Annotated in this window: 10 protein-coding genes and 1 pseudogene; 3 read left to right on the forward strand and 8 right to left on the reverse strand. The window is 40.6% G+C overall.

The window, feature by feature from the left end:
- Positions 1-186 precede the first annotated feature (186 nt).
- Positions 187-785, forward strand: a pseudogene (locus tag HMPREF9189_RS06105) (IS982 family transposase); the annotation flags it as partial.
- A gap of 713 nt (positions 786-1498) precedes the next feature.
- Here the strand turns inward: HMPREF9189_RS06105 and HMPREF9189_RS06110 are convergent.
- Genes HMPREF9189_RS06110 through ylqF form a run of 3 tightly spaced genes read right to left on the reverse strand, consistent with a single transcriptional unit; the run spans position 1499 to position 4679 of the window.
- The gene (locus HMPREF9189_RS06110) at positions 1499-3049 is read right to left on the reverse strand and encodes a ClC family H(+)/Cl(-) exchange transporter (protein WP_000392582.1); all 1551 of its coding nucleotides are present in this window, start codon (positions 3047-3049) and stop codon (positions 1499-1501) included.
- Between the two features lie 12 nt (positions 3050-3061).
- Entirely contained in the window at positions 3062-3841 is a 780-nt protein-coding gene (locus HMPREF9189_RS06115; RefSeq protein ID WP_000988279.1) for a ribonuclease HII, read from the reverse strand.
- The gene (gene ylqF / locus HMPREF9189_RS06120; protein ID WP_000201289.1) at positions 3828-4679 is read right to left on the reverse strand and encodes a ribosome biogenesis GTPase YlqF; all 852 of its coding nucleotides are present in this window, start codon (positions 4677-4679) and stop codon (positions 3828-3830) included. Before ylqF ends, HMPREF9189_RS06115 begins: the two co-directional genes overlap by 14 nt.
- 212 nt (positions 4680-4891) lie before the next feature.
- Here ylqF and HMPREF9189_RS06125 point away from each other — a divergent pair, with 212 nt between their 5' ends.
- Both HMPREF9189_RS06125 and HMPREF9189_RS06130 read left to right on the forward strand, forming a co-directional pair.
- On the forward strand, positions 4892-5107 hold the full coding sequence (locus HMPREF9189_RS06125; protein WP_001098934.1) for a type II toxin-antitoxin system PemI/MazE family antitoxin: 216 nt from the start codon (positions 4892-4894) through the stop codon (positions 5105-5107).
- A complete protein-coding gene (locus tag HMPREF9189_RS06130; RefSeq protein ID WP_000560795.1) occupies positions 5091-5447 on the forward strand; it encodes a type II toxin-antitoxin system PemK/MazF family toxin in 357 nt (118 codons plus the stop codon). The genes HMPREF9189_RS06125 and HMPREF9189_RS06130 overlap by 17 nt, the downstream gene beginning before the upstream one ends.
- Before the next feature lie 33 nt (positions 5448-5480).
- Here the strand turns inward: HMPREF9189_RS06130 and HMPREF9189_RS06135 are convergent, their stop codons facing one another.
- From HMPREF9189_RS06135 to HMPREF9189_RS06155, 5 genes are all read right to left on the reverse strand, one after another.
- Positions 5481-6659 (reverse strand): hypothetical protein, encoded by a 1179-nt coding sequence (locus tag HMPREF9189_RS06135; RefSeq protein ID WP_001130900.1) that lies wholly within the window; start codon positions 6657-6659, stop codon positions 5481-5483.
- Between the two features lie 17 nt (positions 6660-6676).
- On the reverse strand, positions 6677-10330 hold the full coding sequence (gene addA / locus HMPREF9189_RS06140; protein WP_000836403.1) for a helicase-exonuclease AddAB subunit AddA: 3654 nt from the start codon (positions 10328-10330) through the stop codon (positions 6677-6679).
- A complete protein-coding gene (gene rexB / locus HMPREF9189_RS06145) occupies positions 10327-13602 on the reverse strand; it encodes an ATP-dependent nuclease subunit B (protein ID WP_000772385.1) in 3276 nt (1091 codons plus the stop codon). The genes addA and rexB overlap by 4 nt, the downstream gene beginning before the upstream one ends.
- Before the next feature lie 131 nt (positions 13603-13733).
- Positions 13734-14405, reverse strand: coding sequence for a CPBP family intramembrane glutamic endopeptidase (locus HMPREF9189_RS06150; protein WP_000745377.1), 672 nt, complete (start codon positions 14403-14405; stop codon positions 13734-13736).
- 53 nt (positions 14406-14458) lie between these two features.
- Positions 14459-14680 (reverse strand): SP_0924 family bacteriocin-like peptide, encoded by a 222-nt coding sequence (locus tag HMPREF9189_RS06155; protein ID WP_000602310.1) that lies wholly within the window; start codon positions 14678-14680, stop codon positions 14459-14461.
- Positions 14681-14839 lie beyond the last annotated feature (159 nt).

Genomic DNA, 14839 nt, shown 5'->3' on the forward strand with positions numbered 1-14839 from the left:
TGGTCTAATAGTAGGTAACGTGACTCTGATTTTGATATATACGACTATTTTGCACAAGGTATTATAGGTATAAAAAAATCCCTTTATAGGGATTTTTTGATTTCTTCAAGTAGCTCGTCATATTCTTCAAATGCTGGAACCTTTGGGTGATCCTTCTTGATTGATTCGGTGCTTCTAAACAAGAATCCTTGTGGGTGTCTCCTTGAAAGAAGTCGGTTTAATCGACGGTCAAGGCAGTTGATTTGGTTAGTCCAAATTATTCGGCAAGCCATAAAAATACTCAAATTTCTCCCAATAACATTGTCATCATAGATAGTTTCCCCTTATCACTTTGTCAACCAGTCCGTAACCATAGAGCACATGTTTTTAATGAACTAGCCGACATTGGTTACAATTCCTCTAAGCACCTTTGGTTCTATGGATTCAAAGTACATATGCTGGTCACCCTATCAGGCTATATTCTGAATTATGTTGATGACTTACTAGAAAATTGTTCTCAACCATATGTTTTAGCTGATTTAGCTTATCTTAGCTATGAACTCAGAGAACAGTTGAAACAGAAAGGTTACCATCTTTGGACGCCTTTACGTCAAAATATGGCAAGAGCTAAACAACATAATCATTGGAAACTAATGGCTATGAGACGGACTATTGAAACTCGATTTTAAGAACTTTGTGCTTTTTTTGATGTCGAACAAACACTAGCTAGAGGCTTAACAAGATTGCAGTTGAGAATGGAGCAAATTGTACTGACTTATAATCTGAGATACTTTGAGATTAACTAGCACCACGAGTAAAAATCTATATCTTACTATCAATAAGACCTTAAATGAGCAGCAAAAAATGTACAATTGAACCACTACTTCTTCTGCACCTATTAGAGTAAAAATGTACAAATCAATTCCTTAAATCAGATGATGTTATGAACTAGAAAATATACAAAATAACACTTCAAAATAATGTACAAAATAAAAATAAAGTACACTCCTTAAAGAATGTACTTTCTGCTTCTAATTCAGTTGTATCAATGGTTTAGCTCTAGTTTAGTCAATTGTACATAAACTTTTAGTTTTAGAAGTAATAAAAAAGACTTAGACCTGTGTAATACGGATCTAAATCTTTGGAGTTTCTATTGTGAATCATTATCTAGTACTTTTTCTAGCTTCCAAATACTAAACCAGAATGAAATAGTCAGCAGAATAAGGAAAATAAAAAAGAAATTATCAGTAACGAAACTTCTGTTCATTCTACACATCTCAAGAGCTATATAGGGAGCTATGGGATACAAAATACATTCTGTATAGATTAAATACAGTAAACTCCTTTCTAGCTTTTATGCTTTATCATTTCTAACTTAATTATTATCTTATTTTTAAGAAAATTCAATTACTTGTATGTGAAATACCTTATCAGTAAGAAATAACCGATCTCATTACTGAGAATCGGTTTTCTAAATACATTAAGAAAGTATTTTACATAATTTATGTTATGCAAAATACTACAACAACAAATCTTTGACTTTTCCAATTTCACTTTTTGGAATCACTAGGTGAATCATATCACCCAGATACATTCTAGTTGAGCCGTGAACTGTTTGGCTTTTGCCATTATGGACTTGGGTGGTGATGAGTACGTTATGTGGCAAGTTGAGCTCGTGAACCTGCTTTCCAGCTATCTTGTCAGATACAGGGATTTCAATTAGGGTAACTTCTCCTTCGTCTGTTGCTTCTTCTGGTAGCATTTTTTCTAGCATGGCCTCATAGACTGGAGCACCCTTGAGTAGATCCATGACAATATATGCGACTAAGGTCACTAAGCCAAGTGGCATGAGGTTGCGAATGTCACCTACCATCTCAGTTACGAGTATCATAGCTGTTAAGGGAGCTTTAGATATTGCTCCAAAGTAGCCACTCATTCCTAAAATGACAAATATAGGGAATTGCTCCTGACTGACAAGTCCAAGATTGACACAAATAACACCAACCAGGGCACCAAGCAAGGAACCGAGAGCCAGAATGGGAAGGAAAATTCCTCCTGGGAGACCACTTCCATAACTAATCATGCTCCAAACAAAGCGAATCAAAAAGTAAGCTAATAAAAGTTGGAAACTAAAATCTTGCTCAGTCAAAGAAAGAACGACCTGATTTCCACCACCAAGGATTTGTGGTAAGAAAATCCCGACTGGTATGATAAGGATAAAGGCCAATATTGGATAATAAGATCTATCCAAATGGATTTTTTGACCAATCCAGTCATAAACTCGACCAACATTGAGTACAGCTTTCTCATAGAGAAAACCAGAAAGCCCGAGAAAAACTCCCATAAGGAGGTATATCCAATACTGGTCTAGGGTCATGAGAGGAATGTTATCTGGCATATCCAGTACGGGTGTTAGGCCAAATATGAGCAGAGAAACAAAGTTTGCTACGAGACTAGCTGCTAAAGTTGAGACCCAAAAAAAGCGTGAAAAATGGTGGTAAACTTCTTCTATAACAAAGAGAAGACCTGCGATTGGTGCATTAAAGGCAGCTGCTAATCCTGCTGCAGCACCACTGGCAATCAAGGAACGTTCCTCTACTGGGCTAGATTTGAGCCACTTGGCAATGCCTTTACCACCAACTGCTCCAAGTTGAATACTTGGCCCTTCTCTACCTAGCATAAGGCCACTGGCAATAGCAAGAATCCCTAGAATATATTTTTTCCAGAGGACACTCCACCAGTTAAGAGTCATGAGTCCTTTTAATTCGGCTTCGACTTGAGGAATTCCTGAACCCTTGATATCTTTTTCCGATCGAGTCAATTTCGCACTGATCCAGCTAACGATTAGATAAAATAGACCAATGATAAAAAGATTGCGGACTAGGTGCGCTTGATCTTGATAGAGTCCTTGTATCAGGTGGAATCCCTTTTCGATTAAGAAACGAAAGGATCCGACGATGAGACCGACGACGAGACCGACAATGACTCCTCGCCCAACTTGGGATAATATGGTACTTGATGCAAAGGCAAATTCTTTCTTGGAACTGAGTGTTTCTGACTGTTCCTCCATAATCATTTCCTCTTACTTATCTTTCTTAGTTGAAACCAGTGTTTTGACTGGTTCAAAGCTGGTTCGGTGAATTTGGGTGACACCTAGTTTTTCTAGTCCTTCTAGGTGTTTAGCTGTTCCATAGCCTGCATTAGCCCTGAAATCATAGCCAGGATATTGATTATCATAGTCCTTCATAATATTATCCCGTGTCACCTTGGCCACTATAGATGCAGCTGCGATCGAGAGAGAGTTTGCATCTCCTTTGATGATTGCTGTTTGAGAAATCGGCAACTCCAGTTTCATGGCATCTATCAAGAGGTGCTCAGGTTGTGGACTGAGCTGGGAGATTGCTTCCTTCATGGCCAGTTTGGTCGCCTCGTAGATATTGACTTGGTCAATGATGTGATTATCCTTGATACCAATACCGATTGCCAAAGCTTGGTCTTGAACGGCTTGATAAATTTCCAGATGTTTCTTTTTGGGGATCTTTTTGCTATCGTTGAGGCCTCTAATCTTACATTTTTTTGGCAAGATAACGGCTGCAGCGACCACAGGACCAGCCAGAGGACCACGGCCGACCTCGTCAACACCTGCTATTAGGGTCAATCCTTGTTTATAAAGCTCTTTTTCATAGGAAAGCATGGATTCCAAACGAAAGTTTTCATCCAGTTCTGCCTGAATGGCTTTTTTACGCTTGCTGATTTCCTTTTGAACTCCAGAACGAGTATCTTTTTCGAATTCTAGAAAAAGAGGATTGTCTAAGTCATTAACCCGAGCAAGAAGTTCCTTGATTTCTTTAATCGTCATCATCGATATCGTCCAATGTATCTAAGGTATAGTTACCGAGTTTTCCATCACGGACTTCCTTGACGAAGAGACTATAAAAACGGTCGTAATCATCTCGGAAACCGAGGGCACGTGTCATATCCATGATGATAACAGGTGCTTCTTCTTCTATCTTCATTTGTTTGAAGCGTTCAGCTAGCTTTTCTGGATAATGTTTTTTGAAATAATTGAGACCAAAAATGGTCACTTCATCCATAGGAAGCAACTGGTCTTTAATTGCTCCTGTTAGGGCTAGTTTCAAAGCTACGGTTTCGTCTTCGAACTTAGGCCAGAGAATCCCTGGTGTGTCTAGGATTTCAAGGTCTTTGTTGGTTTTGAGCCACTGTTGCCCCTTGGTGACACCTGGTTTATTGCCGACAACCGCAATCTTTTTCCCAGCCAAACGGTTCATGAGAGTTGACTTACCGGCATTTGGAATTCCGATAATCATGGTACGCAAGGTTTCGATTTTGATACCGCGTTCTTTCTGGCGTGCAATCTTATCAGCCATGAGCTTTTTAGCAGCATCAGTCACAACTTTTACAGTAACTTGCTCTTTGGAGTTGATAGCCAGAGTTTGAATTCCCTGTGATTCAAAATACTGACGCCATTCTTTGGTCATTGCTGGATCTGCTAAGTCCGCTTTATTTAAAATCAAGAGTTTTGGTTTATCACCCACAATCTTGTTTAACATAGGATTTTGACTAGATAAAGGTAGCCGAGCATCCACCAAAATCGTCACAAAATCAACAAATTTTAGATTCTCCTGAACTTGTCGCCGAGCCTTAGACATGTGGCCCGGGAACCATTGAATTGTAGCCATAAATTTCCCTTTCCGACTAAAAAAACGTAGTAAAAACGTTTTCTCTCTTACCATCTATTCTATCATAAATGAGGAACTTTTGCACAGGCTTTGACCACAACAAATGATAAATAGTAATCGTGCGAAATATCCTTGATGCCAGAAACGATTGACTTGACTTTTTTTGTTTTTAGGTATATACTTAGTGTATACCAATTCGTGGAGGTAGAGCAATGAATACAGTAAAGACTCGGAAGGTGGGGAATTCTCTCACTGTGACCATTCCTAAAAACTTGGGTATGTCAGAAGGTCAAGAAATGGTTGTCTACAAAGGGATTGACGGAGTCATTGTCTTAGCTCCAAAACTAAAAGATCCTTTTGATGGGATTACTGATTTGAGAATGACGAATGATTTTGAAGGGGTAAGGTCACTTGATAGCGAAATCTGACTATATTCCTGAAAAGCAGGATATCATTTGGCTGGACTTTGATCCATCAGTCGGTCGGGAGATTCAGAAACGGCGACCTGCCTTGGTAGTTTCTAGGAAAGAATATGCCTTGCAAACTGGTTTTGTTGCTGTCTGTCCTATCACTCACGGCCAACATCGTTTGGCAGAAAAAGGCTTGCTCGTTCCTGTCTCGTCGGACAAGGTAGATGGTGCTGTCAATCCATTTCAACTGTATACCTTTGATTTTCGAATGCGTAATGCTCAAAAAATAACAAGAATGGACACGCAATGTTTTCAGAAAGTCGTCCAACTTTACCAGTACATCTTTGGAGATACATAAATCCTACCATGCATAGACAAGGTAGGATTTATTCTATATGAGCAATCTATCTAAAAACGGGTGAAGGCAATTTGTCAAAATCCCTCTAATCCAGCTTTCTTGTGCAGATGATAGATGTTCTGCCTGAAGGCATTCTTTTAGAAAATCGCGGACTTGTTCTGGTGCAATCTCAAACTCAAAGGCTTTCATATTGTAGAAAAAGTCGATGAGATGTTCAGATAAGTAATCATCTGAAAAGGGTACTTCTCTACTTTTTCGATATTCTAATAAGAGTCGAGAAAATCTAGCTTTTTCATCAGGCAAACCACGAAAATAGGAATTAAGAAGCCAAGTCTGCTTCTGCTTTCGTTCAATAGGATCTTGATTTGCAATTCGCTGATCCTTTTCCAGCTCCTTTTGGTTTTGTTTAGCCTTGAGAGCTCGTTCTTCTCTATTCTTTCCAAAAAGAATTTTTTCCCATTTTCGTTCTTCTGGTGTGAGAGTTTCTGTAAATCCAAAGTAATCTTGATAGGCGCGTTCAGCGGGCCCCATGGCTAGGATGAGATTGTCAGCGTATTGCTTAGCGATTTTATCTCTTTTCTTGCGTTCTTTCTCTGCCTGAATCCGTAAATGCTGCTCGTAGTCTATTTTCTCCTTACCTAGCTTGATAAGGTAGAGTTGATCATCAGATTTCCCAAGTAGAAAGGGTTTGATACACTTTTCAAGGACTTCTTCCAGACGCGCCTTCTTTTTGGGGTCTGCCTTGGTCCAACTTCCTCCTTGAAAAACTTCTAGGAAAAGCTGGTAGTCTCTCTCAGGTGCGAATTGATTGCCACGATTGGCTTTGAAAACACCTTTTTCCCAAAACCATTTTAGAAGTCGTTCGTCAAAGTCGCTTTTATTAACCTTGATTTTTTCCTTTTTCTGAGCCTTTTTGGTTAGATTTTCAACTTTTCTGAGTAGTCTTTCTTCCTCTTCCAGTTGCTGGTCTAAAGTCAGTCGATGAAAATGACGAACACAATCGCTTCCTATAGGAAAGAGACTTTGGCCTGTAACTCCGTTAAAGAGTTCGTAGGCGTATTTTATGGCGTTCCCGCAGATACAATTACTGCGCCCAATACCATTAAAAATCAAGGAAACTTCATTCCATTCCTTGGTAGCTTGATCCCAAGTATTTGCTTGCGAAGCTTGTAAAACTGCGTCATGAAGGGATTTTCTAACTGGAAGTGGCATGAGGTCTCCTTTCTAGGTTATACTTTTACAACTTGAACCTCGTCTTTACCAAGTAAAATCAGGTATTTCTCAATATTTTCAATCGAATAGGCTCTTGATAAGGCTTCTCCATATAGGGCTAACTGACCACGATAGCGGTCTATGAGTTGACTTGGTTCATCGTAACGGTCTGTCTTATAGTCGAAAAGAATAATTCTGTCCTCGTAAAGTAGATAGCCGTCCAAAATCCCACGAACAACAAAGTCTTCCTGACTCTTTTGGTCGCGTTTGAGCATGGAGAAAGGTTGCTCGCGGTAGAGATGGTCGGTATTAGCGAGAATTTCCTGACCAAGTGCTGTATCAAAGAATGCGAGAATTTTAGAAAGATTGATTTTGTCTCTGACTGCTGGACTCGTTTGAACTTGTTGCAGAGTTTCTTCCAGAGTGGCAAGTGTTGGTTGCTGACTAAGGTCAATTCTCTGCATCAGTTCGTGGGTTGCACTACCAATCTCAGCTCCAGTTACCTTTTCTTTAGTTGAAAAATCTGGTAAATCAAAGCTGATTTTCTTTTCCGGTGATTGAGTTTGGTTAGCAATTTGTACCCCTTCCATATCCATAACTGGTTCGTAGAATTTCTTGATTTGGCTTGGGGTTTGAACACTTGGTAGTTCAATGGCTTCGCGGTGAAGAGTATTATAAACTTCCACCTCCTTCAGCATTTCAAGGGCTTCTTTAATCGTTTCAGACTGACGATTGTCTGTTTGAGATCTATCTTGTAGAGAACTCTTGTTTTCCAACTGACCAATAGCTTCTCTAGTCAACTGGTCTTCACCAACAAAACGATAACTAAAGTTGAGATTGTCTCTGGCAAATACTTTGCTGATAGCCCAGATCCAATCTTGGAAATTCTTGGCTTGAAGTCTGGTATTGCTATCTAGTTTTCCGTTTTCAGCTATTGGATATTCCTTTGCTTCCAGCTTTTCACGAGAACCCTTACCGACAAGATAAAGCTTTCTCTCAGCCCGCGTCATGGCAACATATAGCAAACGCATCTGCTCTGAATAGCTAGCCAATTGCAGTTCTTTCTCATTCTGGGTATAGGTAAGGCTGGGAATAGAGAGTTTGATGGTTTTAGGATAGTGGGCTTCTACTGTTCCTGTTTCCACCTTGGCAATGTATTTGACACCAAGCCCATTTTGACGGCTGAGAATAACGTCTGACATCGAGTCTTGCTTGTTGAAGTCCTGATCCATGTTTAGGATAAAGACATAAGGGAACTCCAGCCCTTTGCTCTTGTGAATGGTCATGAGTTCAACAGCATCCTTGGGTGGTGCGACGGTTACGCTTGCGAGATCATGCTGGGCTTCTAGGACTTGGTCAATCATACGTATAAAACGCGACAAGCCTTTGAAATTACTCTTTTCAAACTGGTCAGCTCGCAGAGCTAGGGCATAGAGATTGGCCTGTCTAGCAGGACCGTTTGGCAAAGCTCCAACATAGTCATAGTAAAAACGGTCATTATAAATCTTCCAAATCAAGTCATAGAGAGAGTGGGTTTTGGCATATAAGCGCCAAGAATCCAAGATATCCATGAATTGATTTAATTTTTCTGCTAGATCTGTGTGAATTAACTCTTTCTGGCTAGCTGCTTGTTTATGAGCATTGACCAGTTTCTCAAAAAGATTCTCTTGCACCTTATCTTCTGCTTTCTGAAGGGACAAGCGTGCCAACTCGTCCTCATCGAAGCTAAACATAGGGGACTTCATCAGGGCAACCAAGGCATAGTCTTGCAGGGGATTGTGAATGACGCGCATGGTGTCCAGCATGACTTGTACTTCTAGGGATTGGAGATAATTGTTTTGCTCACCGTCGGTTTTAACTGGAATTCCGTACTCAGACAGGGCGAGGAGAATCTGGTCATTTCGACTGCGACTAGAAGTCAAAAGAGCAATTTCTTTAAAGGCAACACCTTTTTCCTGATGAAGCTTCAGGATTTCCTTGATAACTAGGCGCATTTCCCCAGTGAGTTTAGTTTCTGTTTGGCTCTCTTCCTCCTCTTGCCCGCTGTCGCCCTTATCGTAGAGGAGAAATTCTGCCTTATTTTCTGGATTGGGAGTTAGTTTGTTATTGGCAAAAACAAGCTGGTGCATACTATCATAGTTGATTTCGCCGACCTCTTGGTCCATAAGGCGTCCAAAAACATCATTGGTTGCTGACAGCACTTCTGAATTGCTACGGAAATTTTCCTTTAGGAGAATCAACTTGCCTTCTTTAGGATTTTGTGCATAGCGTTGAAATTTTTCATTGAAAATCTGGGGATCTGCCTGACGGAAACGGTAGATGGACTGCTTGATATCTCCAACCATAAAGCGATTGTGACCATTCGACAGCAATTCCAACATTCGTTCTTGAATATGGTTGGTATCCTGATACTCATCGACCATGACTTCGTGGAATCGTTCCTGATAAGCCTTGCGGACTTGTGGGAAATTCTCTAGAATTTCAATGGTGTAATGGCTGATATCAGCGAATTCAAAGGCATTCTCCTGGCGTTTACGTTCACGATAAGCCTCCACAAAATCACTCATAAATGTTTGGAAAGTTTTAGATAACTCCCAGGTGTCTCCATGATAACGTTCTTGATAGTCGAAAATTGCTATCTGGTCTACTAGTTGTCCAAGTTTAGCAAACTGGGCCTTTCTCTCATCGTTATAGGCATCAGCCAGTGGTTTCAAATCGGCCTTACGACTAGAGTTAGCCAGAGCTCGACCATTTTTCTCCTTCGAGATGGCGACAACACGAGCAAGCACTTCTTGATAAGCCTGACTATCGGACCCTTGATTTAAGGAGCCAATTTCATCCAGAACCTGTTGCACAGCTTCTAAATAGGCAGCTTTGGGAAACTCCTTGGCATCATTATCCAGATGATAACGGAAAAAGCTTTCCAAATTCCAAAGCGCTTGCTTGATTTGCTCGGTCAGTTTGTCTTTTTCATTTGCAAAGTCAGCTTCCTCAAACCCTTTGAGAAAAGACTCGTTCAACCATTTTTGTGGACTGCTGGTGGATTGGAGAAAATCATAGATTTTGTAGACTTGTTGGCGCAGACCACGTTCATCCTTGCCTCGTCCAGCAAAGTTCTTGACCAAGCGACTAAAGTTCTCTTTATTTTCACCTTGGTAATGGGCTTCAAAAACCTGATGAAAAACTTCATTTTTGAGGATTAACTGTTCGCTTTCATTCTGTAAAATACGGAAGTTCGGTGCAATATCAATCAGATAGCCATGTTTCCCAAGAAATTTTTGCGTGAAGGAGTCCATGGTTCCGATGGCAGCGTTTGGCAGGTCTGCCAACTGGCGTCCCAAGTGTTGTTTGAGATCGACATCATTGGTTTCTTGAATTTGTTGGCTGATTTTTTTCTCCAAACGTTCCTTGAGTTCAGTAGCAGCCTTGACAGTAAAGGTCGAGATAAAGAGTTGAGAAATTTCGACACCACGCGCTAACTGATCCAGAATGCGCTCGGCCATGACAAAGGTCTTTCCAGAACCAGCAGACGCTGAGACAAGGATATTTTGCCCTGCCGTATAAATAGCTTCGATTTGCTCGGTTGTTTTCTTCTGTTCCTTGCTCGAACTCGCTTCTGCTTCTTGCAATTTTTGAATTTCTTCCTCAGTTAAAAAGGAAATGGACTTCATCGATTCAACTCCTCTCTCATTTTTTCAAACCAAGCTTGCTTGAGTTTTTCTCCGACCAGACGCTTGCCATCAGCTAGCTCTAACTTCTCTAGAAAACGTGCTTGACCCAAATGGTAATTGGCTTCAAAGCCTGTAATGGCTTGATGTTGCTGAACGTATGGGGCAATACTTCTGCCGTTCTCTGTGTATGGATTGATGGCAAACTGGCCTTCTAGGATCTTCTCAGCGGCCTTCTTGTAAAGATGGGAATTATAGTCTAGTAAGAGCTGGAATTCCTCGTCTGTCAGCTGATTGGCCTTGTTTTTGTTATATGATTCGCCCAAATGACTACTTTCTTTTTCTAAAAAGAGTCCCTGGTATTTCATTGACTTGCTAGCTTCTGCTACTGCTCCAGCCAAACTCTTAACGGTCAACAGAGATTGGACAGGCTCAGCCATTTCCAAGTACATAGCGCCGAAAAAGTTCTGCTCCCCCTCTCTTTTTAGGGCAGCAAGATAGGTTGGCAGTTGGGAATTGAGCCCATTAAAGAAATGAGGAAACTGGAACTGGGTCAGACTAGACTTATAGTCCACTACTCCTAGCGCACCATCAGCTTTCAGGCGGTCAATGCGGTCAACCTTGCCTCGCACAAAGACACTGCGACCATTATCCAATTGAATAAATGCCTGGTCCTTACCACCAAATGTTGCTTCCTCTTGGATGGTTTCGATGGCTGGATTATGACGTAGGATGTGACCAGTCGTCCGAGCCACATCAAGCAGAACTTCCTTTGTAAATTGGGCTTCCAAACTTTCCTGATAAATAGCTTCAAATTCGCGTTCTTGACTGGTTTCCTTAATGGCTTGCTCCAGACGTTGGTCAAAGGAATCTTCATCAGGGAATTTCAAGGCACGTTCAAAAATACGGTGCAAGAAATTCCCGTGACTACGAGCATCTGGACGCAGGCGCAATTCTTCTTGCAAGCCTAAGACATAACGGAGGAAATAGCTGTATTCATTGCGGTAAAACTCCGTCAAACCAGAGGTAGACAGGTAAAACTCTTTGTCAGCAGGGTAGAGAGCCTGCAAGGTCTCTTTCTCTAATGGTTTGCTACTTGGACTGGTTGGGATAGCTGGATTTGTAAGGCCTTTTTGATCTAGTTTTTTCCCCATCACACGCGCCAAAACCTTGACAAAGGTCAAATCTTGCTCAGTATCACTCGTCTCGCCCTGCTGGTGATAGGCAACTAAGCTAGACAAGAGACTGTGATAAGAACCCATATCTTCCTTAGACAGACCTTTGTGATGAATCTTCTTCTCTGTCCGATTAAATCCAAAACTCACCAATTCCTGAAGATAGGCCGATTCTTTACTCTCATTTTCATTGAGGAGACTTGGTGCTGACAACACCAACTGTTTGCGAGCAGCATTGACTAAGGAAAGCATGGTATAGCGATTTTTCTTGAGATTTTCGCTACTTGCAATCAGTAATTGTGCTCCCTCTTCAGTAGCTTGGTTTAGGCTTTGTCTTTCTTCATCTGTCAATAGACTGGTGTTTTGCGCAATTTTTGGTAAATGATCCTGAGTCAGCCCAATAGCGTAGACAAAGTCAGCTGTCAGTGGTGCAATCAAATCGTAACTCTGCACCAGAACAGTGTCCACTGTCGCTGGAATAGTGCGATACTGAGATAAACTCATCCCTGAATGGAGCAAGGCTAAGAAGTCCTCCAGACTTACTTGTGAACCAGCAAAAACCGTCGCAAATTGTTCTAAAACATGACAGAAAGCTTTCCAAACTTCGGTTTGTCTTTCCTGTTCTAGGGCTTCCATAGTAGCTGTTAAACCTTGCATCTGCTTGCTTAAAGCAGTATTTTTTAGAAAAATACTCCACTTTTGCAAGAGATTTTCAGCCTTCTGTTTCCGACTGGCTAATAAGGTTTCAAGTGGCGTCAAAACTCGCAGACGAATGGCGTTCAAACGTTCCAAATCGAATTTTCCATGGTGGGATTTAGTGAAGGTTTGCTGAAAAGCTGGCAACCCATTGATGCCAAGATAGCGAAGATATTGCTCAAATGAGTCAATATCAGCCTGGCTAAGGTCAGTATACAAACCAGTTCTGAGGAGATTAATCAAATCTTCTTGACGAAAACGGTAGCGTTTCAAACGCAGAATAGATTCGACATACTGGGTTAAGGGATGGTGGGCCATGGATTCGCTTCTACCAAGATAGAAAGGAATCTGGTACTGGTCAAAGATTGTCTTGAGTGATAACTGATAAGAAGCCACATCTCCCAAGAGAATACGAAAATTCTTGTAACTCAGTTCTGGATGGTCATGTAATTTCTTACGAATGCTACGGGCTACTAATTCCAACTCCTCTTTTTGCGTCAAACAAGACCAGATTTGCAGGTTTTCTCGGTCCTTGTCATCGACTTCTAAAGTGAGTTCTGAAAAGTCATAAGAAGACTCCAGCAAACGAGAGGCCTTGTCAAAGCTATCCATCTTTTCATGTGTTTGAGAACGTTCTTGAGCAACCGTTTGGTATTTAGCACCTAAATGATGAAAAAATTCCACACTGGCTTGATAGAGATTGCCTTCAGTGAACGGACTGGTATAGGCTTTCTTGCTTGCATAAGCACCAATGACAATCTCGACACCTTTTCGATGAAGTAGATCCACTACACGCTCTTCCTCGGCAGAAAAACGGGTAAAGCCATCAATAACCAAGGCAATCTGACTAAAATCACTACTTACCTTATCATTCTCAATTGCCTCAATCAAATGGGACAACTGACTTCTTTGAGCCAACTGACCTTGATTGAGATAGGCTGTTACTTTCTCAAAAATCAAGAGTAAATCTGCCCGCTTGTCCTCATCAGTTAAACTTTTAAAGTCTAAAAAGTTCATCTGAGCAGTTGTCATCTCATGATAAAGTTCAATCAGCTGCTGGATAAATTGGGGATCTTGCTTAATCGCACCATAAACTCGTAACCCTTTGGGATCAAGTTCAGCAAGACATTTATAAAAAGCCATCCCAAGACCAATATCATCAAGACTGGTCTTGACAGGCAAGTCATTTAAAACCAGATAACGAGCCATTTGAGCAAAGCGCGTGACGGTAATCGCAAAAGAAGCCTGCTGGGACAAACATTCCAGCACGGCCCGTTCCTTTTCAAATGAAAGAGAGTTGGGGGCAATGTAGAAAACCCGCTTGCCCGTAGCAACCAGCTCTTCCGCCTCTCTGGTCAAGATTTCTGTTAAAGAAGTCCGAATATCAGTATACAGTAATTTCATCTCAGCCTCGTTACATTTTCTGTCTTTATCCTATATTATACCATGATTAGCCACCCAAGTCTGTAAATAATCAGTTCTTATTCATCTGTTGAAAAGAAAATGCCGGAAAGTTCCGACATTATTTTAGTAAGCTAACTTCCTGAAAATAGGAGTAACCACACGTCCCAGAAGGCAGTGATATTAATGAGAATATGAACTAGTATTGGATAGTAGAGATTTTTAGTCATGCGATACAATAGAGCTAAAATAAGACCTCCACTAGCATAAATGAAAAAAGCAAGAGGAGTTAAAGCAAAATTGATATGAATATAACCGAAAATAATAGCAGAAAGCAAAATATCTCCGTACCAAGGTGAGTTTTTGAAAAAGGTTGTCATAAGCACACCTCGATAAATCAATTCCTCAGTAATAGGGGCGATGAAGCAAACGATGAACAAGAAATAAGGGAACTCCTGTCTTCCCATCATTTCTACTGTTTCATTCAAAGAAATCTGATTTGAAGACAGGGATATGAAATACGAAAAGAGGAAGTCAGACATATATGAAATGATGTAGCCAAGTAAAAGGTAGATGAAGTACCTCAGCCGCCACTTGAAATGAAAAATTTTCTTTCCTACAAAAACTAGTAGATAGATGACCGCTAAGAAAAGAACTCCGCTCTCCATCAAAAGCAGAATCTGAAAAAATTCACGACTTGCTGGTAGATAGGGCTTTGCGAGGTGATTGAAAACTCTCCAAAACCAAGTTGATTTGTAAAAAATTAAGGACAATGCTAGTAAAATTTGAATAGCCCGTTTTTTCATATTAAATTCTCTGTTTTCTCCACTTGTTTCTTCATATTACTAATAAATTTTACTTAAAATCTCGCAGCACTTCCTTTGCAAAGATGATTGCCTCCTCCAATATATCCTAAATCATAAGTGCCTCTGGGACAAAATCCATGAACCGGCATAGTTAATACCGGCTCTATTTGCCAAGAATAATAACCATTAGGCTCTTTACCATACGGATCTGCTCCACCTTGTATCAGCTCTAATTCTTCATTTGTTAGATTTATATTTTTTATCATTAAAATCATGATATATTTCCTCCATTATTCTTCAGATTAGTTGAGTAATCTGCTACTCATACCTACTTACAAAAAAACTATTTTAAGCTAGTTTTTTTATGCTTGTCTAGTTGCAACGTTGACAAGTTTAGTATAGCATATCTTTGCCAAATATCCTCTTCAAATCTT

The sequence above is a fragment of the Streptococcus sp. oral taxon 071 str. 73H25AP genome (assembly GCF_000146755.1).
In the GTDB taxonomy this organism is placed as follows: domain Bacteria; phylum Bacillota; class Bacilli; order Lactobacillales; family Streptococcaceae; genus Streptococcus; species Streptococcus oralis_T.

Coding starts and splice junctions, on each gene's coding strand:
- HMPREF9189_RS06125 (WP_001098934.1), top strand. CDS start 4,892: ATGAATACAGTAAAGACTCGGAAGGTGGGGAATTCTCTCACTGTGACC.
- HMPREF9189_RS06115 (WP_000988279.1), bottom strand. CDS start 3,841: ATGATGACGATTAAAGAAATCAAGGAACTTCTTGCTCGGGTTAATGAC.
- ylqF (WP_000201289.1), bottom strand. CDS start 4,679: ATGGCTACAATTCAATGGTTCCCGGGCCACATGTCTAAGGCTCGGCGA.
- rexB (WP_000772385.1), bottom strand. CDS start 13,602: ATGAAATTACTGTATACTGATATTCGGACTTCTTTAACAGAAATCTTG.
- HMPREF9189_RS06110 (WP_000392582.1), bottom strand. CDS start 3,049: ATGGAGGAACAGTCAGAAACACTCAGTTCCAAGAAAGAATTTGCCTTT.
- HMPREF9189_RS06135 (WP_001130900.1), bottom strand. CDS start 6,659: ATGCCACTTCCAGTTAGAAAATCCCTTCATGACGCAGTTTTACAAGCT.
- HMPREF9189_RS06150 (WP_000745377.1), bottom strand. CDS start 14,405: ATGAAAAAACGGGCTATTCAAATTTTACTAGCATTGTCCTTAATTTTT.
- HMPREF9189_RS06155 (WP_000602310.1), bottom strand. CDS start 14,680: ATGATTTTAATGATAAAAAATATAAATCTAACAAATGAAGAATTAGAG.
- addA (WP_000836403.1), bottom strand. CDS start 10,330: ATGAAGTCCATTTCCTTTTTAACTGAGGAAGAAATTCAAAAATTGCAA.